This window comes from Corallococcus sp. bb12-1 (assembly GCF_026626765.1).
GTDB classification, from domain to species: Bacteria; Myxococcota; Myxococcia; order Myxococcales; family Myxococcaceae; genus Corallococcus; species Corallococcus terminator.
Genome location: NZ_JAPNJZ010000007.1, coordinates 195,610 through 218,804, shown reverse-complemented (window position 1 = coordinate 218,804; position 23,195 = coordinate 195,610). Strand labels below are relative to the sequence as shown.

Sequence of the window (23,195 nt, the reverse complement as noted above, 5' to 3'; positions counted from 1 at the left end):
GGTCCCCGCCCCTGGGGGTCCCGCTTCCAGGAAAGAACCGCTAGGCTTGGGGGCCCATGCAGCCGTGTCCCTGTCCCTACTGCCAGACGACGATGCTCAGCACCTACGCCCGGGGCCTGGCGCGCGACGAGTGTGGTGCGTGCGGTGCGGGCTGGCTTGACGCGGAGGCGCTGGGGAAGGTCGTCACCGGTCCGGTGATGGAGGCCGTGTTCGAGCAGGCGAAGGGAAGGCCCGGGCGGTGCCGGGGCTGTGACGCGGGGCTCCAGTACGTCCCGGGCTGTCCGTCCTGCGGGCGGCGGGCGCCCACCTGCCCCGGGTGTGGCAGCGCGCCGCTGTCAGCGGTGGAGTTGCGGGACGTGAGGGTGGACGTCTGCGTGAAGTGCCGGGGCGTGGCGATGGACCGGGAAGAGGTGGCCCGGCTCCTGAACGCGACGACACCCGCGCCCCGGGCACCGGACGCGCACGCGCCGGAGATCCAGGCCGCGGACTTCGAGCATGAGTATGTCCCCGCGCCTCCGGGCATGAACCTGCGGCCCAAGGTGCTGCTGGGCGACGAGCCCGCGTGCACGACCTGCGGGCGCAGGATGGAGCCGCGCTACGGGTTCGTCTGGGAGGAGCGGCTGTTCTGTGGAAGCTGCGCTCCGGAGGGCTCCGCGCCGTACGCCGGTGAGCTGACGAAGGCGCGTGCCAGTGAGTCCGCGGGCCGCAGGTCCCAGTACCTGAACACCGGCGCCACCGAGTCCGCCGTGGTGTGGCTGCTGTCGAAGCTGTTCAAGTAGTCCCGTGCCGCGCGCCTGACAGGCTGTCATTCGCGGCGCCACGAGGCCTGACAAGACGTCCGCGCCAGGGCCTCACCGCGCGGCACCTGTGTCCTGGACATGCCTGCCAGGGCCCTTGGCCCTCGTCTTGCTCATGCCTCTCGCGTTTCGCCGAGGGAGGCATTCGTGAACCATGGGATGCGCAGGTCCGTGCAGGGTGGCTTCGCCCTGCTTGTCTTTTCGTGCGCGCTGACAGCGGCGCTCATCGTGAATCAAATGTTCATCGGAGTCCTGACGCCAGCACCTCAGGACAGCGGAATCACGGTACGACTGCCCTTGCGCTCGCCATCAGAGGCCGCGCTGGACCCGGGCCTCCTGGCAAGGCTCACCGGCATGTCCCTTCCAGGTCCCGTGGCGCAACCGATGGAGGTGGACCCGGGCCCCGGGATTCCACGGAGCACGCTGCCCCTGCGGCTGCTTGGGACGTTGATTTCACAGGATCCGCGCTGGTCCATGGCCTCCATCCATGAACTTTCAGGCGGTGTCACACGCAGCCTGATGCTCAGTGATGCCTTCAAGGGCGCCCATGTCTTCGCCATCGAACGGGAGCGCATCCTGTTCGTGGTCGACGGGCGGCTCGAATACATTGACGGCGCTTCCCTGCCGGGCGCGGGCCCCACCCCGGTGAATGCCCATCCAGGCGCCGCGACGCCCGGAGGTTCCAACCTGGGCAAGGGCATCCGTGCCACGGGACCGGACTCCCTCGTCATCCCCCGCGAGGACGTCACCGAGGCGCTCGCGCACCTGAGCGAGCTGTCCATGGAGGCCCGCGTGGTCCCCGCCTTCAAGGACGGCCGCCCCGTGGGCTTCAAGCTGTTCTCCATCAAGGACGGCTCGCTCTACTCGCGGCTGGGGTTGCGCAACGGGGACGTGCTCCAGCGCATCAACGGGCTGGACCTGGACCGCCCGGAGAAGGCCCTGGAAGCCTTCACGAGCATGAGAGAGGCCCGGCGCATCGAGTTGCAGATTGAGCGCGGCGGGGCTCCGGTCCGGAAGACCTTCGACATCCAGTGAAGCAGGCCGTGCTCAGGCCTGCGCCGCCGCCAGCTTCTCCTGTGCCACTTCCCACCGGGCATAGAGGTCTTCCAGCTCCTCCTTGCCCGCGCGGTGCCCGTCCATCAGAGGCTTGGCCCGGGCGAAGTCGTTGTAGAGCACCGGGTCCGCGAGCTGCGCCTCGCGCTCCTTCTGCTCGGTCTCCACCTTCGCGATGCGCTCCTCCAGCTTCGCGATCTCCTTCTTGATGGGGCCCTCCACCACGGAGCGCCGCTGGCGCGCCTCCGCCTCCAGCCGCTTGCGCTCCTTCTCCGACACCGTCGCCGCGCCCGCCCCCGTTCCCTTGCCGCCGGACGTGCTGGACTCCGCGCCCTCCGCCGCCAGCCGCTGCTGCTCCTGGTGGTAGAGGTATTCGTCCAGGTTGCCCGGGTGCGACGTGAGCTTGCCGTCCGCCACCTCCCAGACGTGCGTGCACAGGCCGTTGATGAAGCTGCGGTTGTGGCTCACGAACAGCAACGTGCCGCCGTACAGCTTCAGCGCCTCAATCAGCATCTCCGACGAGTCCAGGTCCAGGTGGTTCGTCGGCTCGTCCATCAGGAGGAAGTTGGACGGCACCAGCAGCAGCTTCGCCAGGGCCACGCGCGCTCGCTCGCCACCGCTCAGCACGCCAATGGGCTTCTCCACGTCGTCGCCGCTGAAGAGGAACGCGCCCAGCACGCCGCGCACGTAGCTCTCCGGCTTGTCCGCCGCCAGGGGCCGCACTTCCTCGATGATGGAGTTGTGGCGGTTGAGCTTGTCCGCGTGGTGCTGCGCGTAATAGCCCACCACCACGTTGTGCCCCACCGTCACCTTGCCGGTGTCCGGTGCCAGCTCCCCCGCGACCATCTTCAGGAGCGTCGTCTTGCCCGCGCCGTTGGCGCCGACAACCGCGATGCGTTGGCCCCGCTCCAGTCGCGCGTTCAGCCCGTCGTAGACAGTGAGCGCGCCGTAGCGCTTGGTGATGTCCTCCATCACCACCACGTCCCGGCCGCTGCGCTCCACTTCCGGGAAGCGGAACTTCATCGTCTGGCGCTCTTCGAGGACCTGCACCTTCTCCAGCTTGGCCAGCATTTTCGCGCGGCTCTGCGCCTGCTTCGCCTTGGTGGCCTTGGCGCCGAACCGGTCGATGAAGCCCTGCAGCTCCGCCCGCCGCTGCTCCACCTTCTCCGCCTTCGCCTGCAGGAGCACCATCTCCTCGGCACGCTGGCGCTTGTAGTCCTCGTAGTTGCCCGCGTACTCGCGCACGCCTTCCATCTCCAGCGACACCACCCGGTTGATCTGCCGGTTGAGGAAGTCGCGGTCGTGGGAGATGAGCACCATCGCCTTGTTGGAGCGGCGCAGGAACCCGTCGAACCAGGCCAGCGTCGGCACGTCCAGGTGGTTCGTCGGCTCGTCCAGGAGCAGGAGGTCCGGGTCCTGGAGCAGCAGTCCCGCGAGCGCCGCCCGCATCCGCCAGCCGCCTGACAGGGCCTGCGTCGGCTTGGACAGGTCCGCGTCCCGGAAGCCCAGGCCCTTCAAGATTCGCTCGGCGTGGTGCCGGCCGTAGCGGTTCTCGAAGTCGTCCAGCTCCGCGTGGAGGTCCGCCAGCGTCTGCGCCAGCTCCAGCTGGTCCTCCTCCTCCACGGCCGCCGCCAGGGCCCCTTCGGTGTCCCTCAGGCGGGACTCCATCGCGTCCCGGCCGGGCACGGTGCTCATCACCGCCTCCACCACCGTGCCTTCGGGTAACCCCGCGATTTCCTGGGGCAGATAGCCCGCCCGGGCCCGGCGGCTGTACTGGATGGTGCCCCCATCCGGCTGGCTCGCCTTGGCGATGATCTTCATCAGGGAGGACTTCCCCGTGCCGTTGGCCCCCACCAGGCCCACCCGGTCCCGGGGGCCAAGTGTGAAGTTGTCCTCATCGAAGAGGATTTTCTTTCCGTAGGCGAGGCTGATGTCCTGGGCGATGACGAGGCTCATGGCGGGGCGGAGATAGCAGCCGGAAGGCCCCACGGGAACGCCTCAGATGCCTGCCTGACTGCCCAGGGGGCTCATCTCTCGGGTTGGGCATGGCGCGCGGCTTGCCTATACTCCCGCCACCCATGGCCGCCCCCTGCCCCCATTGCGGAAGTACCGACGGTCAAGATCACCTGTGCGCGGCGCAGAGCCTCCAGCTCCTGGGCCAGGTCCTGGACGGCCGCTACAAGATTGAGAGCGTCCTCGGCCAGGGCGGCATGGGCATGGTGTTCCGCGCCACCCAGACCTCCGTCCAGCGCCCGGTGGCGGTGAAGACGCTCAACCCGTCGCTCGCCGCCGCGCCCCAGTTCTTCGAGCGCTTCCGCCGCGAGGCGGAGATCGCCAGCCGCCTGCGCCACCCGAACGTCATCACCATCTTCGACTTCGGCCGCGCCGCGGACGGCACCTGCTACTACGTGATGGAGCTGCTCAAGGGCGAAAGCCTCAAGGAGCTGGTCAAGCGCGAGGGCCCCATGACCCTGCGCCGGGCCGTCAACCTCCTGGAGCAGGCCACGTTGGGCCTCGCGCACGCGCACGATGAGGGTTGCGTCCACCGCGACCTGAAGCCGCACAACATCATGGTCCAGGCGCTCGACGGGAAGGACTTCGTCAAGGTGCTGGACTTCGGCCTCGTCAAGGCGCTGGAGCAGGACGAGGAGGAGCAGCTCACGTCCACCGGCCAGGTGCTGGGCACCCCCCAGTACATGCCGCCCGAGCAGGCCGGCGGCGAGTCCGTGGACCAGCGCTCCGACCTCTACTCCATGGCGGGCGTGCTGTACTTCTGCCTCACGGGCAGCTCTCCGTACGGCGCCAACACCGTGCGCAAGGCGCTCACCGCGTCGCTCACCCAGCCCGTGCCCCTGGTGAGCACCAAGCGCCAGGGCGCGCCCGTGCCGGCGGAGCTGGACGCGTTCTTCGCCAAGGCGCTCTCCGCGGAGAAGGAAGACCGCTACCAGAACGCGCAGGAGTTCATCGACGCGCTCATCGACTCGGTGGAGGGCCTGTCCCAGGAGGAACTGGACGCGCACCCCACCGGCGGCGCCCCCGGGGCCGACCGGGGCACCGGCAGCCGCAGCCGTCCGGGCGCGGGCTCCAACAGCCGCGCGGGTTCGGGCAGCCGCCTGGGTTCCGCCAGCCGGGCAGGACGTGCGCCGGGTCCGGCGGGCACGGGGACGAACGCGCGGTCCGCGTCCCGAGTGGGCGCGGCCCCTGCCCGGGGCACCACGCCCGCCGGTGGGGCACAGCCGGCCGCGAACCGTCCGGCCACGAGCACGGGCAACCCTCCCCTCTCCCAGGCCAACCGCCGGCCGCCCCCGGCCCGCGAGGAGCCCGTCGAGCCGCCTCCGCCCCAGGGCATGTCCGGGGGCAAGAAGGTGGCGCTCATCGCCGTGCCGCTGGTGCTGCTGGGCGCCGGTGTGGCGTTGGTCATGTCGCGCGGAGGCGGCGAGGCCCCCACCCCGACCCCCGTGGTGATGACGCCTCCGAGGACGGTGGCCACGCCCCCGCCCACGCGGGTGCAGGACGATCCCGCCCCCAACCCGACGGCCCTGCCGCAGGACGTGACGGTGGAGTTCATCTCCACGCCCCCCGGCGCGGCCATCTATGACGGGGACGCCCAGATTGGCACCACGCCCACGAAGCTGATGCTGCCGCGCGCCAGGATGTCGGTGCTGCGCTTCAAGCTCGCCGGCCACCAGGACGTGGAGCGCAGGCTCGACTACAGCCGCAGCGCGGACTCGACGGTGCAGCCCGTGGAGGTGCGCCTGGAGCCGGTGCGCGTCGCGGCGCCCCGGCCGACGAAGCCCGCGAAGCCCTCGAACAACGGCTCCGACCCGGGCATCGGCGTTTTCGAGTAGGGCGCGGGTCCGATTCCCGCTCCCGGCACGCATTGAAGCCCAGCAACCTCACCGGGTTGCCGGGCTTCTTCTCATTGTGACGGAGGAGCGCGGTCCCTCGCTTCGGTCCCGCCGCGGCACGGCGAGCGGCCCGCCCCCGTGCACGCGACGTTCCGAGTGAGCCACCTGGACGATGCTCCCCGATGGGTGGCGCATGGCGCGAACCTGTCCGACAGTCGGACAGGTTCTGGCGACCAGCCGCCGGCGGGCGTCCCCATGGACTCCGTTTCTGGCGTGCCCACTCCAAGTCCGGCTCGAGCACACCCTGCTGCGCTCACCGGTTGAATGCACCGCGGCCCTCAGGCGATCCGTCAAGGTCTGCTTGAACAGGTCACGGATCCCCTGGCCGCACTGCCTTCGAACTCCAGGGTGCCGAAGCGGAGGGCCAGCGGGCGGCAGTGGGGGTCGGATTCGGACGGGGCGGCCCACGCCCCGAGCGCGTGGTAGAGCCGGCTCTCGCGCCGCTCCAGGTAGAGGATCATGTTGAGCGGCCAGCCGGCGCCCTGGAACAGATGCCGGTCCATGGGCGTGGGCTCCTGGCTCACCCGCAGGCCGCGCTCGTGGGGCGGGCCGATGCGGTGCCAGTCCGGGTGCAGGTGGATGGAGCCGAGCACCTCCAGCCCCTCCGCCTCCGCCTCGGCGGTGATGCGCAGCAATTCCCGGGGCTCGCACCAGTAGCCGCGCCGGCCATTGGCATAGCAGGCGCCGAAGCGCGGGATGATGGTGGCGTCGAACTCCTGGAGCACGGTGTCGTCCGTCTCGCGGATGTTGGCGGCGAAGCGGACCCGCTCCACCCGCATCGCGTCGTCCACGAAGCGCCCCAGCAGGACGGCCCAGCTCCGGGGTGGCAGCTCCGGGGTACACGCCAGGTATTCGCGGGTGGCGTCCGCGAGGAAGTCCGACAGCACGTCCGGGTCCAGCAGCACGAGCTCCGGGCTCATTCCGGCGTCTCCAACGTGGGGCTGGGGAGGCGGCCCTCGGCCCGGTCCTCGCGAAGCTGGGTGATGAGGCCGCGGGCGACGCGCTCCTCGAAGGCGGCGGTGGCGTCCGGCGTCCAGGTGTAGAAGCCCTGGCCCGACTTCAGGCCCAGCTCGCCGCGCTCGACCTTCTGGGCGAGCACCGGGGGCACCGGGCGTCCGGCGTTGCGCATGACGCCGGTGACGAGGTCCAGCCCCGCGAGATCCAACCGGTCGAAGATGCCGGACGCGCCGAATCGCCGCCCGATTCCCTGCGTGAGCACGCGGTCCACCATCTCCGGCGTGGCGACACCTTCCTGCACCAGCCGGATGCCCTCGCCGATGAGCGCCTGCAACAAGCGCGGGCCCACGGAGCCCGGCACGTCCTTCGCGAACACCACCGGCGTCTTGCCCACCTCCTCCAGGAACCGCCGCACGGTCTCCACGACGTCGGGAGCCGTCTTCTCCCCGGGAATGACATCCACGAGGGGAATCAGGTGCGCCGGCAGGTAGTAGTGCGCCGCGAGGACGCGCTCGGGCCGGGTGCAGTCCCGCGCCAGCGCCGTCACGCTCAGTGCGGTGGTGTTGGAGGCGAGCACGGTGTCCGGCGCCGCCAGCCCGTCCAGTCGACAGAAGACCTCCTGCTTGAGCACGAGGTCCTCGGGCACGGACTCGAGGATCAGGTCCTGGCCCACGGCGGCCTCGGTGAGCACCGTGGTGCGCCGGATCCGCCCGAGCGCGGCCTCACGCCCTGCCGGGGACAGCAGCCCCGTCTCCACCAGCAGCGCCGCGTCCCGTTCCAACTTCACCCGCGCGCGCTCACTGCTGTCCGCACGCGTGTTGAAGAGCACCACCTGCCTGCCCGCGATGGCGAGCTCGAGCGCGATTCCGCACCCCATGGCCCCACCGCCCACCACGCCAATCCGCATCAGCCGCTTGTGTCCCATGGCGGCGCAGCGTCGCCGCGGCCGCATGACGGAGGCAATCCTTCCTTCACGAACGCGGAGCGTCAGAACGATGCGGTGAAGGTGCGTTGCAATTGTTCATTCCGCGGCCTCCACCGCATCGCGTCGTCAGCCGTACAGCTCGCTGAGCGGCCCGAGAACGATGCGCATGCTGAACTCCAGATCGAAGGAGTCCATGGCTGTATCTCCCAACGCGTGGCCCAGGGAGTGTCGGAGCGCCGTCACCCTTGCGCGCACCTTGGGCCGAGCTACCGCGTGCCTCCATCCAGTGCCTTCTTCATCGCGGCCAGGCCGGCGTCGATCATCGGTCCAATGACGGCGCTCGCCTCGTGAGGAAGGAAATCGGCGGTCCAGACGACCCGGCTCCCCGTGCCCTCCGCGTGGACCTGGACCGCTCCGTTGTAGTGGGTCATCGGTCCACCCTCCGCGCCCCATACGAGACGCCGCCCGTCGTCATCGACCGTCACGATGGGCTCCCTGACCACCATCCCGTTGCCGAAGGTGACCACGCGGGCTCCCGGCTCAAGACGTGTGTCGACAACGAAGCCGGGAACCAGTCGCGTATGAAGCGCGCCAATGTCGCGGATTGCATCCCACACCCACTCGGGCGTGGCGCTCGTCGTGATGTCCTTGCGAATCGAAGCCATGGTGTGTGCTCTTGTTGTGTTGGAGTCAGGTTTTCAATGTGCGTGCATGCGGCTGGATGCGCTCACGTGAAGCACACGGCCTCGACATTGTTCCCATCCGGGTCGAGAACGAACGCGGCGTAGTAGTTGTCCGCGTAATCCGCGCGAATGCCCGGCGCGCCGTGGTCGTTCCCGCCCGCCGCCACGCCCGCGGCGTGGAACCGGTCCACCGCGCCGCGCTCGCTGGCCCGGAAGGCGACATGCCCGGTGCTCCGGGCGTCGCTCGCGGGATAGAGCCACAGGGCCGGCTGACCCTTGGGCCCGAAGCCAGCGCTTGCCGCGTCCTGGTGACAGAGCACGCAGCCCAATGGGGCGAGCACCGCCTGGTAGAACCGGATGCTGCGCTGGAGATCCTTCACACGTAGACCGATGTGGTCGAACACGATTGCCTCCTGGAGTGAGCCCCACGTCTAAGAGGTGCTCGCCATCTTCTCTTGGAGGATCTTGCGCTCTCCTCGCGAGGCCTTCCGGAACGCGCGCGGTGAGACGCCTGCCGCGCGGCGGAACGTGCGCACGAAGTTCGACAGGTCCCCGAAGCCCACGCCAACGCGCCACGCGTCCAGGGGGCTCCAAGCGAATCCACGAGTGCGTCAGAGAGCTGGAACGACAAACACTCATCGCCCGCGAAAGGGTGCTCGTGGGTGCAGTGGAAGGCGTCCCCCGCGTACCCGACGAGCGTTGCTCCGGCCACGATCTCATGCGCCGCGCCGCGGGAATGGTAGCCAAAGCTCCCCCACCGGACGTACGACACGGAGAAAGACGCATGCCGTTCCTCGAACTGGCGCTCGCCCGGCTTCGCGTCGCACCGGAGGACCCAGGGCGCCGCGCAGTCCTCCGAGAAGACGGAGGCTCAGCCCGGCGCGGATTCCGTCCGAAGCGGCGGCCTTCCGCGAGCCACCAGACGGCGCGGCGGTCGAACCGGTGAGCCTTTTGCCCGGTGGCCACGGCCCCAATGTCTTGGGGCAACGACCGAAGACGTGAGGCGAAGCCGCCCGGCGCTTGGTGCGTTTCTCACGACACTGGAGGGGCTCATGACAGACACAGGTAGCGGAGGAAGGGTGAGCAAGAGGTGGTGCGGGCCCCTGCTCGTCCTGCTCCTGGGAGTGACTCCCCTACTCGGGGGCGCGCAGGAGAAAGCACCCGCCGAGCCCACCGCTCGAATCGACCCCCAGGCCCAGCGCATCCTGCGACAGATGAGCGACTTCCTGGCCGCGCAGCGTGAGTTCTCCGTCCGCACCGAGGGGACGCTCGATGAAGTGCTCGACTCAGGGCAGAAGGTCCAGTTGCAGCGCGCGGGCGACGTGTTTCACCTCGGCGTCCGGTAGCCCTCTGTGCGCCCCCTCGGACGCGACAGCCATTCGAGCTGCTCGTCGATTGACGGCGCTTCCGCCATGACCCGCTGGAAGGCGTCCGTCGTCACGCAAAAGCCAGCCGGCACGCGGAGGCCTTCGATCCGCGAAAGCGCCCCCAGATGCGCGCCCTTGCCGCCAACAACCGCGATTTGCGTCTGGTCGCTCTCCTGGAAATCCAACACACGGTAGCCCAGACGCTCACCTCCCTCTCGCGAAAGAGCGGCACTGCACTCCTGAACGCGGAATGAAGTGCACCGACTCTTGCGCAGTCCGTACGCTGCGTGGGGCTGCTCCGCGGGCTCCTGCGACATCCGTACAACATGGCGCCAGCCCCCGGGCAGTGAAGGTCGCCGCACGCCAGCTCACATGGGGAGGAGCCGCGAATGCCAGACACCGACCCATGCCAGAAGGACAAGGCCTGCGCGTGGCGTCTCGGAGAGCCTCGAAAATAATCGCAAAGGGTCTACCTGCCGTGTCGTTGATTTTGTCCGGGTGCTGGCTGAACCTGACGCTACATCTGGACAAACACCACGAGGAGGCGTTCATGTTGGAATCGCAGCGCGATGAGTCCGAGTCCCACACCAGCCAGGGCTGCCATCACCACTTGATGTGGTCTGAGGAAAGCGTTCTGGATGAGAGGAGCGCGACCCACTTGTGGATCTTCCATCGCGCCATCGAGCTGCTGGATGACCTGGGGCCTTCTGGCGCCGACCCGCGAGTGGTGGCCGACGGCAAGCAAATCGCCCGGTTCTTGAAATTCAGCGTGTCGCCCGACCGCAACTCCAAGCGCCCCTGGACGGACAACACCATCTTTCATGACGCCATGGTGAAGGGCCTCTATGACAGTGACTGGGCCAACCCGTGGATGAACACCTGCACGTGGCAGAGCCATTTCTACAACCCGGTGACGAAGCAGAGCTATGAGACGCACCTCAACTGCTCCGACACTCACGCCAAGTCGGCGCCGAACTTCGCGGTCTCCGCCATCGAAACCGGCCAGTATGGGCGACTGGCCGTCGAGAATCCGGACCTCCGGACCCTCCTCCAGTTCTTCTACTACCTGGGCATCACGCTCCACTATTTCGAGGACGTGACGCAGCCCATGCACGCCCACAACTTCCCGAACGTCATCAGTGGCGCCAACGACGTATTCCACAGTGATTTCGAGAAAGCGGCGCAGGAGTACATCAACACCCGGCCCGCTGCGCTCAAGGTCGACCCCGAAACGCTGACGTCAGACAACTGCTTCGCGTTTGGGGGTGACCCTGCCCAGCAGGCTCCTGAAAAGGGCGTCGCGGCGTGGGTCATCGCCGCTGCCGCCCGGATTGGCCACCCCAACTTCAACCTGGCGCTGACGGACGACAACAAGCACGACTGGGCCCTGGCGCCCGTGCTGGGTTCTGAGCGCCACTCCGATCCGCTCCCGCCGAACATCAAGCCCAAGTACAATCTCGACGCCTTCTACAATTACGAAAACGCCATCATCAAGCCACCAGGCCAGCCGACGCCCGCGGGTTATCCGACCTGGAAGAAGGCCTGTGAGCCCGTCTTCAACCGGGTCATCGTCGGCGCCGTCCAGGCGTGCGCGGGGTACCTCCTCGCGGTGTTTCGCGACTGGTTCCCGATGCTGATGTGGAAGGACACCGCGCGCACGGCCCCGCGCTCCTTCGATGACTTCCCCAACAAGGCTGTCTTTCCGCAGGACGTCGTCGCCATCGGGTGCCAGACCGTGGCGAGGTATCAAGCGCAAAGCTTCGCCGCCCTCAACATCTACACGGGCAAGCCAGACCCGTTCGCGAGCATCGTCCCGGGCTCCGAGGGCTATTACACCCAGGCCCTGGGGCGATACGCCACGGCCATCGCGTCGAATCCCAACTATCCGCCGACGGAAGATGCGCTGCCGCCCGTCTACACCACCGGCCGCCAGTTGAAGGGAGGCGCGTCCGACATCACGCAGATCGGGTGTGACGGGACTCCGCTCGAAAACCAGCGAATGCCGCAGGGGTCGTCGATCAAGGTCAAGGGGTTTCCACCCATCACCAAGGCGGTGACCAAGACCCATGCCGTCATCCCACTGGGGTCGGGCGAGGCCTCGTCGAGCCGGTCACTGAACGCCACCCGCCCGATGCTGGCGCCGACCACGAACCACGACTGCGTCGCGCTGGCGGGCTCGGGCAACTCCTTCCGCTTCCTGTCGGCCGGGGTCTACTACGTCGTCGTCCAGGTCAGTACGCCTAGGCTGTCCGAGCGCGAGGATCCCTTCACAGCGCAGGTTGCACTGAAGAACGTCACGACCGGGAACATCGAGATTCACGAGAGCGTCGCCACGGGGAAGGCCAGGACAGGCGTCATCCAGGTGAGCGGCATCGTCTCGGTGACGAGCGCGGATGCGTCGTACAGCGTTCGTTTTGCCCAGGACTCGGGAGAAGACTTCGACGCCAATCCCAGTGAGTACGACTTCGTGCACATCGTTCAGCTCCAGAGCGCTCCGGTCTCGGACCTCGCGATGTCGCCGTTGACCGCCCGTCATTACCAGGCCTTCATTCCCTCGCAGACCCTGCGCGGTCTCCACCAGGGGCCGAATGGCCGTTTCTGGATTGTCCTGTCGCCAGAGACTCCCAACCGGGTCGCGCATCTCAACGACTCCTTCGGGCAGATCAGGTTCCTCTCCGCCGGGAGGTATTTCGTCCATGCGTCCCTCGGGACCTCGTACCACCGCTCGACTGGAAGCAATCAAGCCGCGGCGACCCTTGAGCTCGTCCGTACGCGGTGGGAGGACCGCAAGCTTGTCGGCGAGACGGTCTTGAAGAAGCGGGTTGCGACGGCGAACAACAGCATCACCGGCTTCGTCCACGTCTCGGGGTTCATTGATGTCACCACCGATGAGATTTATACGCTCTATTTGGGACTCTACCCGCTCGGAGGCGCGGAATACGTAGGGGTGGGGGGTGACATGCGGGATCGCATCGATCTCTTCAAGCTTGACGACCCCGACCCGCTGGAGGTGGCCCCTTATGACCTGACGGCCATGAGCAGCTCCATGCTTCTGCCGTACACCAACGACATCGCCAATGATCGGCCGTACTATTTGTGCCTGCCGTCCGAGAAGAACCGCTGCATCCGGACGGAGAAGACGGACTGGGGCCATGCCTTCCAGTTCAATCTCCCAGGGAAGTACTGGGTAGTGGTCTCCCTCGGCATCCCCGTGACGACCGGTCCGCTGTTCATGGCGGATTTGACCTTGTATCGCCATAACGACGCGCCCTCACCGGGCTCGCCCATCATGTCGACTTCAATCTGCCCCACGGGAAACCTGGGTGACCGGCAGTCGGGGTACATCCAGATGGAGGGCATGGTGATCGTCTCGGACGCCTCGAAGGACTACTTCCTGTTATTCACCCAGACGAGTGGGGAGACCCTCTCCGTGGGCGGGACCAGCCTTGATTTCATCCAGGTCTTCGCAATCGACGGGGAGGTCTGAGCAGGCCCTTCTGCTGAAAGGGACTTCGGCATAGAGATGGACGGCATACGCCCCAAGGAGGCTCGATGTCGCCGCGCCATCTCGTGCCGTGGTTGTTGCTGGTGGGTCTTGTGACCGCCTGCGCTTCGTCCTCACCCGCGGAGCGCCCAGGGCGTCCGCCGCCCCCCAGGGTCCTCTTCCAGTCGCCCCTCGCGCTGCTGCTCGAGCACCATCAGGAGCTGATGCTCACCACCGACCAGTTGATCCAGGTGGGCCAGCGGGAGGAGGCCCTCGACGCGGCCAACCGGCCCCTCCGTGAACAGCTCCGGCAGCTCTGGCACCCCGAACCAGCCCCAGGAGAGGGGCCACCGCCCGGAGCCGGAATGAGGGGCAGGAGCGGCACCGTGGGCCCGGGGGGCCGGCCCGCGTACAGGCCTCCCGCCCGGCCTCCCGCACCTCTGAGCGAAGAGGAGCTGAAGCGGCAGCAGGCCCTGTTCCAGGCGATGGAGGACAACGACGCGGCGGCCTACCGTGATGTCGAAGCGCTCCTGGACGAGACGCAGAAGGGGAAGGCGCGAGAATGGGTCTCGAAGCATCGCGAGGAGCGACTGCGCGCACGCGAATCCTTGCAAAGCCCCGAAACCCAACCGGCGCCGTAGGTCCGGAAACCGCACGGCGGACCGCCTGGCGGGGGCGGCTCAAGGACAATTCAATGTCCCGGCGGGGGGGATGTTGTTCGGGTTCTGGGGGAGCGGCTGCGGATCCGCGGGAATCGCCCAGGAGAAGTCCGTGGACGTGAAACCCGTGAGCCACGGGTACGATGCGAAATCAATGGGCGCTTGATAGTCACACGGATACGAGGGCGTCTGGGGCGTCCACTGCGCGGGCGGCGTGCTGGCGCTGTTCGAGAAGGAGCTGCCCACCGCCGCGGTGCCATGACACGTCATGCAGTTGCTCTGGACGCCGGCGGGAATCCCCGAGGCGGTTTCCAGGTACGGGTTGAAGCAGACAACCATCTTGCTGCTCCCCTTGCCCTGGGTCTGATTGTAGGCGGTGCACATCGCATAGTTGCGCCCCGCCCCCGTGACCTTGTCCGTCATCCCTTGCTTGCTTCCCGGGAAGTCATCGGGCGCATCGCGGCCGGGCTGCCACCAGAAGGTCTGCCAGGTCCAGTTGAGGATCTCCTTGGTATTGACATGCATGGCCGTCAGGACCGCGTAGTCGCCCGTTTCGGCCTGGAGTCCTTCGATGTTGGTGCTGTTGAAGGCCTGGGCCTCGGCGGCATTCATCTGGAAGGAGTAGAGGGTGGAGAGCGGCACATGCAGGTACCGCTTGCAGCTGAAGATCGGGCTGCCAGGATTGGCGCTGTTCGCCTTGGCGATGAGAGGCTCGACGCGCTGGATCTGCTCGGCGGTGGCATCCGCGATGGGAGCACTCGCTGGCGCGGAGGGATCCACGATCGCACACGTCAGCCAGGTCGAGGGCGTCGGATGGCACTTGTCCTGCTCCTGGCCCTCGGGCGTGCACGTCGCCCCCGGGTCGAGACTCCCCTCGAATCCCATCCACACGGGCACCGGGGTGGGCTGGCTCTTCTTGACCAGGTACAGCACGGGCTTGAGCTCCATGGCCGCCGAGCCCGCTCTGCCTGCCGAGGGCGCGGTGTACGGCGCCTGTTGCACCGTCCGCCGCGCGATGGGCGTCGTGTCTGGCCACTGGTTGTTCAGCGCGGCCAGACTGGTGAACTGGTTGTAGAAATACCGCGTCTCCCCTGCCCTGGCGGGATGGCCCTGGGTCAGGTAGGCGGCCATCTGGGGGTTGAACTTGTTGAAGGAGACGAGCTGTTCGGTCGGGGTGCCGGCCTGTCCCGAAGTGCTCGGGTGGTGGAACTGACGGGGCCCGTGAAAGGCATGGGTGGGCGTGCGCCGCGTCAGGTCCGGCGTCGCCTGATTGGGGGCGGGGAATATCTCCTCCCCGTTCCAGGTGTCCCAGACAGGCATGGGGAGCCCGGTTCCCGGGTAGACCTCCCCGGAATCGGCGTGCAGCCCCGCCCAGAGGTTCCAGGCCTTGGGGGTGATGCGAGCGATATCCCATGCATCCGCCCACCGCTGAATTTCATCCCGGTCGCCCGGGAAGCCGTATCCAGCCGGGATGGGCCGGGGAGAAACCGTGGCCTGCCTGCACGCCACGAGGGCACAGATGCAGGTCAGCAGGAGCGTAGGGGCATGTCGGTAGCGCATTCGAAGGCCTTCCCCTTTGGGGACATGGAGAAGCGGGGCACCGCGCGACGCCCCCCTCTCCGATGGCCTGGAAACGCATCCACATGGGAAAATTGGGGTTGTGGAGCTGTAGGTCCGTGGCCTCTGATTCAATTCGAGTCCCGCCCACCAGGGAGACTGTATTAAATACGAACATCGTGTCTGTCGATAGGCCCTGGTCACCCCGACCTCGGGCTGGGCGCCTGCTGCGCTGGGCCCCCCGACATGCAGCGAAAGACCTCAAGAACCTGGAGACGGACGAACGACACGGGACGTCTGTCGGGTCCTATGTCGAAGAAGTGCGCGGCGAGGCTCTGTCAGGGTCCGGCCTTCACCGTCGAACTCCCCATCGTGGACACCGGCGCCGCGTCACTTCGGTGGAGGGCGGGGCTTGCTGACGTCCGGCACCTGGAGCCGCTCATCGCGGAGCCGGTCGCCCCGGAAGAAGGCGCGGAGACGTTCGAGGATGCGCGGGTCCCCCTGGAACAGGCCGTCGTGCCCGGCGCCCTCCAGCACGAGGTGGACCGAGCGTGGCAACCCCGAGCGCAGCGCTTCCGCATTGTCGACAGGGGTGCGCCCGTCCAGCGTGCCGCTGATGAGCAGGACGGGCGTGCGCGCACGAACCGGCGCGCGGAAGGCCTCGCCCAGATCCTCGACGCCCGCCACCCAGGCGGCCTCCGGCGCGCCCGCGTTGACGGCCCCGCCCAGCAGCGCCGTCGACGCCTCGCGGGCGATGCGCGCGCGCCGGGCCGGGCTCATTCCAGACGCCGCGTCCATCGCCATCGACATCATGCTGAACGTGCCCCCGCGCAGCTCCGGCACGAGCGGCGCCATGACCTCGAAGGACCCCGCCTCCAGTGCCCCCAGCAGTTCGACGAAGCGCGGGAACCCCTCCGGGCCCCGCATCAATTCGAAGGCAACACACTGGATGTCGAACGCGCTGGCCATCCAGACCTTTTCGGTGCCGGTGCGCGGATCCCGGAGGGGCACGCGGCGGGGCGTGGTCTTCAGTGCCTCCAGCACCCGCCCCAACCGCGCGCGCAGGTCCGGCTGTCCACGCGCCTGAAGCCGGACCTCCCAGCGTGCGAGCAGCGCCTCCGCCTGCGCGGGGGACTTCCACGTGTCGTCAGGTCCCTCGATGCCGGCGAGGACGGCGCGCTCCACCCGGGCCGCATGGCGCTTGAGGTACGCAATCCCCAGGTGCGTGCCGTAGCTGATGCCCCACAGCCGCAGGCGCGGCACGCCCAGCGCCTGTCGCAGCGACTCCAGGTCCTCCACGCTCTCCTCCGTGTTGAACGCGCCCACGTCCACGCCAGCCGCGGCCCATGCCGGCGCCGCCTCGGCCAGCGCCTGCCGCAGCGCCATGGTGAGCCGGGCCTCGTCCATCGGCTCCTCCCAGGGAACACTCCAGGCGCGCTCCAGGCCCTTGCGCTCCGGCTCGGACTGCCCGGTGCCGCGCTGGTCCAGGGCGATGACGTCTCCCAACTCCCGCAGCGCGAGGAACAGCTCGTAGCGCGGACCGCTCGCCGCATCGATGCCCGAGCCGCCCGGCCCTCCCGCCAGGTAGACGATGGGCGCCGCCGCGCGCGCCTTGCCGGTGGCGGGGAAGCGGACGAAGCGCAGCGTCAGGCGGGGGCCCTTGGGATGGCCGTGCCGCACCGGCACGCTGAACGTGCCGAGTTCCGCTTCGGTCGTCCGCCCGTCGCGGGCCTGAAACGTGTACGGCTCGAAGCGCGCCGCCGGGCCCTTGGCGGCCGCGAGCGGCGCGACGAGGAGGAGGCTGAGGACGAAGAGGTGTTTCAAGGCAGGTCCTTTCGGCGGGAGGAGGCCCGTGAGGATGCGGCCCGGAAGCGCCGCACGCGGGCCCGCGTCGCCCAACGGCTCGTGCCGTCGCCGGACGGTGGTGCCCCACCCGGGGGCCCGGGGTAGCGTGGTGGCAGTGGCGCTCCCTTCCTGCCTGCCCTCGCTCCTCGCCGTCCTGCTCACCGCCGCCGTCCCCGCGATGGAGGACGGACAAGTGGAGTTGCACCCGGAGGACCTTCCCCTGGAGCGGGCTCTCGCCGTGGACTCCACGGGCTGGCACCCGGTGCGCGCCGACCGCGTGGTGCCCACGTCCGGGCCCATGTGGCTGCGCACGCGGGTCCAGGTGCCCGTGCGCGAGCCCGGGGCCCCGCTGCCCGCGCTCACCCTCGGGGTCCTCGGCGCATGGGAGGCCTTCTGGGATGGCGTGCCCATCGGGCGCAACGGCCAGCCGGGGGCGAGTCCAGAGAGCGAGCTGCCTGGGCGCGTGGACGTGCTGCTGCCGCTCTCCCTGGAGGGAGCCACCCCGGGCGCGCATGTCCTGACGCTGCGGCTGAGCAGCCACCACCTGGGCTTCCAGCCCGTGGGGATCCTCCATGAGGCGCGGGTGGGCGACGCGGCCGTCCTCGCCCGCGCGCGGCTGGAAGCGCTGCTGCCCGCGCTCTGCACGCTGGGCGCGCTGGTGCTGATGGGATTGCACCTTCTGGTGCGTGCCGCGTCCGGGCCCCGACGCATGACCGCGCTCCTGCTCGGGCTCGCATGCCTCGCGGCCTCGGCGCTGGTGCTGCTGGAGAGCTGGCGCGGCGTGTCCTCGTACGCGTATCCGCTCCAGGTCGTCCGGCTGCGGCTGCTGCTCGCGGCGTTGGTCGCGGTGGCCCTGCTCCTGCCCGCGGCGTTGGCCGTGGCCTTCGATGCGCCCGGAAGGCGCTGGCTGTTCGCGCTCCTGGCCGGAGGACTGCTCGCCGTCGCCTGGGTGCCGGGGTTCGATGCCCGGGGGGTGGTGGCGCTCGCGCTGTCCCTCGCCGTGTCCCTGGGGCTTTGCGTGGGGGCGGTGCGCCAGCGCAAGCCCGGCGCCCGCGGAGTGCTCGCCTGCGTCCTCTTCGCCACGGCCCTCCTCGTGATGGACCCGGAGAGCTTCCAGGGGCGGGGCTTCTTCATCGCCTTCGGCGTGCTGCTGTCCGCCTCCGTCGCGCACGCGCGTCAGGTGCGCCTGTGGGAGGCGCGGCTGTCCGAGGCCCTGCGTGCCACGGAGCGCCTGCAACTGGACCTGCTCTCACGCAGCCTGCAACCCCACTTCCTGATGAACACCCTGGCCGCGCTGACGGAGACGGTGGAGACGGCGCCAGCGCGGGCGGTGCACTTCATTGAAACGCTGGGGGAGGTGTACCGGCACCTCGTCGGCATGTCGGGCGCGCGGACCGTGGCGCTCTCGCGGGAGCTGGAGCTGTGCCGGGCATACCTGGCGCTGATGAGCTTCCGGCAGGGCACGCGCTTCGAGCTCGACGTGCGCGGGGCCCCCGACCTGGACGCCACCGTGCCACCGGCGCTGTTCCACACGCTGCTGGAGAACGCCTTCAGCCACAACCGCTACGTCGAGCCCACCACCTTCCGCATCGAGGGCGAGCGGATGCCCGGCCGTCGCGGCTACCGGCTGGTGGCTCCTCGCGGCGTGGGCGCGGGACGCGCGGTGATGGGAGAGGGCACGGGGACACGCTATGTGGCCGCGAGGCTGGAAGAGGCCTTTCCCGGCGCGTGGCGGCTGGAGGCGGGCCCCCATGAGGAGGGGTGGACGACGCGGGTGGAGGTGCCGCGGTGAGGGTGCTCATCGTCGAGGACGAGCCGCTGGCCGCGCAGCGACTGGTGAGGCTGTGTCGCGAGCTGCTGGGCCCGGATGCGCCGGCCGCGCAGGCCTGCGCCACCCTGGACGAGGCGCGCGACGTGCTGGCCGGGCGCGGGGTGGAGCTGGTGCTGCTCGACCTCCACCTCACCGGAGATGACGGCTTCGAGCTCTTGACGGAGGCCGTCGCCGGCGCGTTCCACACCGTGGTGGTGTCGGCGAACGGGGATCAGGCGCTGCGCGCCTACGAGCTGGGCGTGCTCGACTTCGTGCCCAAGCCCTACACGGCCGAGCGGCTCGGCAAGGCCTTCGCCCGCGTCCAGGGCCGCTCCGCTTCCCCCTTGAGCGCGCTGGCGGTGCGCAAGCCGCGCGGCATCGTCCTCGTGTCGGTGGCGGACGTCTCTTACGTCCGCGCGGCGGGCGACTACAGCGACCTGGTGCTGCGCGACGGAAGGACGGAGCTGAGCGAGAAGAGCCTGGAGCGACTCCAGGTGTTGCTCCCATCGGACTTCCTGCGCATCCACCGCTCCCACCTGGCCCGCGTCTCGGAGGTGGTGCGGCTGTGGACGTTGGAGGGCTCACGCACCGAGGTGCAGCTGCGGGACGGCACCCGCCTGCCCGTGGGCCGAAGCCGGGTGGAGGCGCTGCGCACCCGCCTGGGGGAATGACGCGAAGGGGGCCGCAAACCTGCGCGTTCATTGAAGCATCGGCGGCTGAAAGCCATTGACCGGAGAGGGAATCATGGCCCGTTCAAAAGCAAAGACCGAGAAACAGAACCGCTCTGTCCAGCAGCAACCGACTCCTCACATCCACCCCGTCCCCTCCCAAAGATCAGAAAAGATGAGCAGGCCCGCGTTGATGAACTGAACGAGCAGCTGCTTTCGCCCCTCCCAGGAGAGGTGCGGCAGGACATCGAGACGAACCTTGAATTCCGGAAGGCTCTCATGGAGGACTTGTCCGGGCATTCCCATCACATCATCAACGCCTTCTCGAACAGCTTCCTGAACACGTTCTACTGGCCAATGCTCTACACCTGCCTGCTTGGAATCGCTGTCATCCTCAAGCCGCGCGGAGCAACCGAGCCAGGCCTTCGACGCTTCACGCCCCCCATCCTCACGGGCACGGGCCTTTACCTTCTCCTGGAGCTGCCGAGCCTGGCCAGGGCATTCCTGCCCGAGGGCGAAGAGCGAAGCATCTACGTCTTCACCCAATCAGACATCGACCTGCCATCGTTCGCCTATCAAGAATTCGAAATCCTGGGCCTGATGATCCTGCTCGCCACGATATGGGACAATGGCGGGCCCATCTTCATGCCGTTCGAAGTGAGCTTCCCGCTTCGATTCCGGATCCGCGCCAGGAGCTCTTGAGCGCCGCCCGCATCGCGCATGTGCGGAGCGTCTTCCTCCACTGGCAGGCAGTCTCCGCGGTCCTGGGCGCTTTCGCCCTCACCCTCTCCCTCTTTGTCTGGCGCAGCATCAGCATCTTTCAAGATGGGCAGTTACTGTTGTTCGCGTTCACGTTCCATGTGTTCACGATGCTGACCTGGGGCGCGGTCTCCCTGCCATTGATGGAAGTCGGTCGGCACTGGAACCAGCTCAAGACACGGGCCATCCCTCAGGCGCTGATGTCCAGCGACAAGGCAGACGCCACGTTCTGGCTGGATGTCATCCAGGAAACGCGTCCCTTCAGCACCTGGAACGTAGTGGGCGCCGCAAGCATCATCTTCGGAGCGCTGTCCGCCCCGATGCTTCATACCCTCTTCAGCTCTCGTTAGCGTCCAGGCGGGATAGCGGGTAACAGCGCGTCCTGCCTGGGTTTCCCATCGCCTTGGCCCACAGGTTCAAGTCCCGTACTCCTCCCCCATGACGAACGGCACCGTGGCGGTGGGGGTCGGCCTTGCGGCTGGGCCTTACCGATTCTCCCCCGCGCGCCTGGGGCTCAGGGCGGCGCGGGGACCGTTGGCGGAAGGTTGGCCACATAGGAGATGTAGACCATGCCGCCGCCTCCGACGAAGTAATCAGCGCCGTCGTTCCTGGGCTGGACCAGCTTCGCGTCGGCCCAGCCTACGGTGTTCGGCGGAAAGAGCCAGGCCCAGGAGTTGACGTTGGGGACATCGTAGGTCCCCGTGTTCTGTGCCAGTTGGATGTGCCCGCCTCCGTCCACGTTGAAGATGATGCCCTGGTTCGCGCAGGCCACTGACGCCTGGGTGATGTTGATCCCCGCGGAGGGAATCAAGTGGATCTGCGGATAGTCCTCACCGGCCGCGGGCGGCGAAGCCTTGAGCCTCCCCTTGAAGTGATCGAGGCAGACTTCCAGGCCGAAGCGGATACCCGCCATGGTGAAGTGGCCTCCACCGCCCAGGCCGGACGCACTGTTTTCCTTTCCGCGCCCGGGAGCGTTCGTGTTCTTGGAGAGATGATCCCTTGAGCCCTGGGTGGGCCTGAGCACGCTCATGCGTTGATCCGGCGTGTTCGCCAGCGCCAGCCGGTGATCGGGCCGGTTGATATCCCAGTTCGTGAAGTCGTTCGCGTAGACCATGGTGTTGCAGTTGGGACATGCTTTACCGGTGTACGCTTTGGGGCGGATGAAATCGACGCGTGAGATGTACTCCTTGAAGACCAGCCTGGCGTTGTCCTTGTCGTCCGCTTCAGTCCCGCCTCGCTGGATCAGCGCGACATTGAAAATCTCCTTGGCCTTGCCGTCGGTCAGGTAGCCCAGCGCCGATCCGAAGACGAAGAGCCAGTCCTTGTAGGCCGAGGAGTGGGTCCACTGCCGAAGCCTGGGCAGGATCGTCGACACCTCTTCGATGGGATAGGCGCCGCCATCGCCACGGAAGAAGAACTCCGGTGCCATGAAGATCTTCAGCGTGTTGCTGCCTGCGATGGTCACGCTCTTCGCGGCCGCCCGCACCGCATCCATCATGACCTGACAGCGCTTGGACACGTCGATCTTGCTGTTCGCATTACCCAGGTACTTCAACTGGAAGGGATTGGTGGGATCCGCATCCGCCGCGGGCATCGTGTTGATGGAGAACCCGAGGAACTGAACACTGTTGTAGGCCACGAATCCCTCGACGGCGCAGGCGAGTGGGGGGACGTCGTGGGACAAGTTAACCGCGAATTCCTGGAGCCGCCAGTTTGCGGGCGCACGGCTCGACCGGGTCGAAATGGCGCGCCCCCCGTCGGGTGCCGCCAGATACGCCGACACCCGGCGCCTGCCGCCACACCGTACCCAGCAGGAGCGAGGCCGCGTCAGTGTTTCGCCGTCATAGGACGCGGCTTCGCACGCAGGCTCAGCAGAACGCCCGCGAGCAGCGCGGTGCCACCCAGCAGCAGCCGCTGGGTGAGGGGCTCTCCGAGCAGCAGCACCGCGCCCACCGCCGCGATGACCGGGACGCACAGTTGCACCACCGCCGCGCGCGCGCTGCTCAGGTGGGGCAGCGCTGCGTACCAGAGGCTGTAGCCCACGCCCGAGGCGAGCGCGCCTGACGTGACCGCGAGCAGCAGCCCCTTCGACGACGGATGTGGGGCCGCATCCAGAGCGCGGGCGAGCATCACGAGTGCAAGGGCCAGCGGCACGCTGCGCACGAAGTTGCCGGCCGTTGCCGCGAGAGGGTCCGTGCTCCCACGCCCCCGCAGGCTGTAGATGCCCCACGCCACGCCCGCCCCGGCCATGAGCCCCGCGCCGAGCGCATCCGGCGCGCTCGCTCCAGGAAGCATGAGCCCCGCGAACCCCGCGAGTGCCACCGCGAGACCCACCCACTCGAGCGCGCGCGGCCGCTCACCGCGCGCGAGCCCTGCCCCGAGCATGGTGAGCTGCACGCAGCCGAAGAGCAGCAGGGCGCCCACGCCCGCGCCGATGCGCACGTACGCGAAGCTGAAGCCGGCCGCATACGCGAAGAGCGCAAGCGCCGAGGCCCAGCTCCCGTGCCCCGTCTCCCTGCGGCCGCCCCGTCGGAGCCGCAGCAGCAGCGCGAGCACCAGCGCTCCCGACGCAAGCCGCACCAGCGTGAACGAACCCGCGTCGATGCCCCGCGCCGCGCCACCCGAGAGGGCAGCGCGGCACAGCAGCGAGTTCGCGGCGAAGCCCAGGAGGGCAAGCAGGGTGAGGAGGGGGGTGCTCACGCAGTAGGGACATAGCGGGCCGC

Annotated in this window: 20 protein-coding genes; 10 read left to right on the top strand and 10 right to left on the bottom strand. The window is 68.3% G+C overall.

Annotated features, from left to right (window positions below):
* The first annotated feature begins 56 nt into the window (after positions 1 to 56).
* Together OV208_RS11640 and gspC are read left to right on the top strand one after the other, a co-directional pair.
* A complete protein-coding gene (locus OV208_RS11640; protein ID WP_267573906.1) occupies positions 57 to 779 on the top strand; it encodes a zf-TFIIB domain-containing protein in 723 nt (240 codons plus the stop codon).
* 99 nt (positions 780 to 878) lie between these two features.
* Entirely contained in the window at positions 879 to 1,832 is a 954-nt protein-coding gene (gene gspC / locus OV208_RS11635) for a type II secretion system protein GspC (protein WP_324291370.1), read from the top strand.
* Between the two features lie 12 nt (positions 1,833 to 1,844).
* Here the strand turns inward: gspC and OV208_RS11630 are convergent, their stop codons facing one another.
* The gene (locus tag OV208_RS11630; protein WP_267573904.1) at positions 1,845 to 3,806 is read right to left on the bottom strand and encodes an ABC-F family ATP-binding cassette domain-containing protein; all 1,962 of its coding nucleotides are present in this window, start codon (positions 3,804 to 3,806) and stop codon (positions 1,845 to 1,847) included.
* Between the two features lie 122 nt (positions 3,807 to 3,928).
* Here OV208_RS11630 and OV208_RS11625 point away from each other — a divergent pair, with 122 nt between their 5' ends.
* Positions 3,929 to 5,698: a serine/threonine protein kinase gene (locus OV208_RS11625; RefSeq protein WP_267573903.1), complete on the top strand. Its 1,770-nt coding sequence runs from the start codon at positions 3,929 to 3,931 to the stop codon at positions 5,696 to 5,698.
* A gap of 350 nt (positions 5,699 to 6,048) precedes the next feature.
* Here the strand turns inward: OV208_RS11625 and OV208_RS11620 are convergent, their stop codons facing one another.
* The 4 genes from OV208_RS11620 to OV208_RS11605 all read right to left on the bottom strand — a co-directional run bounded on the left by OV208_RS11620 (position 6,049) and on the right by OV208_RS11605 (position 8,727).
* Entirely contained in the window at positions 6,049 to 6,678 is a 630-nt protein-coding gene (locus tag OV208_RS11620) for a hypothetical protein (RefSeq protein WP_267573902.1), read from the bottom strand.
* Positions 6,675 to 7,667: a 3-hydroxyacyl-CoA dehydrogenase family protein gene (locus tag OV208_RS11615; RefSeq protein ID WP_267573901.1), complete on the bottom strand. Its 993-nt coding sequence runs from the start codon at positions 7,665 to 7,667 to the stop codon at positions 6,675 to 6,677. The genes OV208_RS11620 and OV208_RS11615 overlap by 4 nt, the downstream gene beginning before the upstream one ends.
* Positions 7,668 to 7,906: 239 nt before the next feature.
* The gene (locus OV208_RS11610) at positions 7,907 to 8,305 is read right to left on the bottom strand and encodes an SRPBCC family protein (RefSeq protein WP_267573900.1); all 399 of its coding nucleotides are present in this window, start codon (positions 8,303 to 8,305) and stop codon (positions 7,907 to 7,909) included.
* Between the two features lie 62 nt (positions 8,306 to 8,367).
* Positions 8,368 to 8,727 carry a VOC family protein gene (locus OV208_RS11605; RefSeq protein WP_267573899.1) on the bottom strand — a complete coding sequence of 120 codons (360 nt, stop codon included), beginning with the start codon at positions 8,725 to 8,727 and terminating at the stop codon, positions 8,368 to 8,370.
* A 675-nt stretch (positions 8,728 to 9,402) separates the two neighbouring features.
* Between OV208_RS11605 and OV208_RS11600 the strand changes: the two genes are divergently transcribed.
* A complete protein-coding gene (locus tag OV208_RS11600; RefSeq protein ID WP_267573898.1) occupies positions 9,403 to 9,669 on the top strand; it encodes a DUF2092 domain-containing protein in 267 nt (88 codons plus the stop codon).
* Here the strand turns inward: OV208_RS11600 and OV208_RS11595 are convergent.
* On the bottom strand, positions 9,651 to 10,007 hold the full coding sequence (locus OV208_RS11595; RefSeq protein WP_267573897.1) for a PEP/pyruvate-binding domain-containing protein: 357 nt from the start codon (positions 10,005 to 10,007) through the stop codon (positions 9,651 to 9,653). The genes OV208_RS11600 and OV208_RS11595 overlap by 19 nt on opposite strands.
* 161 nt (positions 10,008 to 10,168) lie before the next feature.
* Between OV208_RS11595 and OV208_RS11590 the strand changes: the two genes are divergently transcribed.
* Positions 10,169 to 13,177, top strand: coding sequence for a zinc dependent phospholipase C family protein (locus OV208_RS11590; protein WP_267573896.1), 3,009 nt, complete (start codon positions 10,169 to 10,171; stop codon positions 13,175 to 13,177).
* A gap of 65 nt (positions 13,178 to 13,242) precedes the next feature.
* Positions 13,243 to 13,815 (top strand): hypothetical protein, encoded by a 573-nt coding sequence (locus OV208_RS11585; RefSeq protein WP_267573895.1) that lies wholly within the window; start codon positions 13,243 to 13,245, stop codon positions 13,813 to 13,815.
* Between the two features lie 39 nt (positions 13,816 to 13,854).
* Here OV208_RS11585 and OV208_RS11580 read toward each other — a convergent pair whose 3' ends face one another.
* Together OV208_RS11580 and OV208_RS11575 are read right to left on the bottom strand one after the other, a co-directional pair.
* Entirely contained in the window at positions 13,855 to 15,153 is a 1,299-nt protein-coding gene (locus tag OV208_RS11580) for a hypothetical protein (protein ID WP_267573894.1), read from the bottom strand.
* A 627-nt stretch (positions 15,154 to 15,780) separates the two neighbouring features.
* Positions 15,781 to 17,214, bottom strand: coding sequence for an alpha/beta fold hydrolase (locus OV208_RS11575; RefSeq protein ID WP_267573893.1), 1,434 nt, complete (start codon positions 17,212 to 17,214; stop codon positions 15,781 to 15,783).
* 34 nt (positions 17,215 to 17,248) lie between these two features.
* Between OV208_RS11575 and OV208_RS11570 the strand changes: the two genes are divergently transcribed.
* The 4 genes from OV208_RS11570 (at position 17,249) to OV208_RS11555 (ending at position 20,822) form a co-directional block, all read left to right on the top strand.
* Positions 17,249 to 19,027 (top strand): sensor histidine kinase, encoded by a 1,779-nt coding sequence (locus tag OV208_RS11570; protein ID WP_267573892.1) that lies wholly within the window; start codon positions 17,249 to 17,251, stop codon positions 19,025 to 19,027.
* Positions 19,024 to 19,716 (top strand): LytR/AlgR family response regulator transcription factor, encoded by a 693-nt coding sequence (locus tag OV208_RS11565; protein ID WP_267573891.1) that lies wholly within the window; start codon positions 19,024 to 19,026, stop codon positions 19,714 to 19,716. The genes OV208_RS11570 and OV208_RS11565 overlap by 4 nt, the downstream gene beginning before the upstream one ends.
* Positions 19,717 to 19,947: 231 nt before the next feature.
* On the top strand, positions 19,948 to 20,415 hold the full coding sequence (locus tag OV208_RS11560) for a hypothetical protein (RefSeq protein WP_267573890.1): 468 nt from the start codon (positions 19,948 to 19,950) through the stop codon (positions 20,413 to 20,415).
* On the top strand, positions 20,412 to 20,822 hold the full coding sequence (locus tag OV208_RS11555) for a hypothetical protein (RefSeq protein WP_267573889.1): 411 nt from the start codon (positions 20,412 to 20,414) through the stop codon (positions 20,820 to 20,822). Before OV208_RS11560 ends, OV208_RS11555 begins: the two co-directional genes overlap by 4 nt.
* Positions 20,823 to 20,986: 164 nt before the next feature.
* Here the strand turns inward: OV208_RS11555 and OV208_RS11550 are convergent, their stop codons facing one another.
* Both OV208_RS11550 and OV208_RS11545 read right to left on the bottom strand, forming a co-directional pair.
* Positions 20,987 to 22,111 carry a hypothetical protein gene (locus OV208_RS11550; RefSeq protein ID WP_267573888.1) on the bottom strand — a complete coding sequence of 375 codons (1,125 nt, stop codon included), beginning with the start codon at positions 22,109 to 22,111 and terminating at the stop codon, positions 20,987 to 20,989.
* 188 nt (positions 22,112 to 22,299) lie between these two features.
* Positions 22,300 to 23,172, bottom strand: a complete 873-nt coding sequence (locus OV208_RS11545) for a DMT family transporter (protein WP_267573887.1) — start codon at positions 23,170 to 23,172, stop codon at positions 22,300 to 22,302.
* Between the last annotated feature and the right edge of the window lie 23 nt (positions 23,173 to 23,195).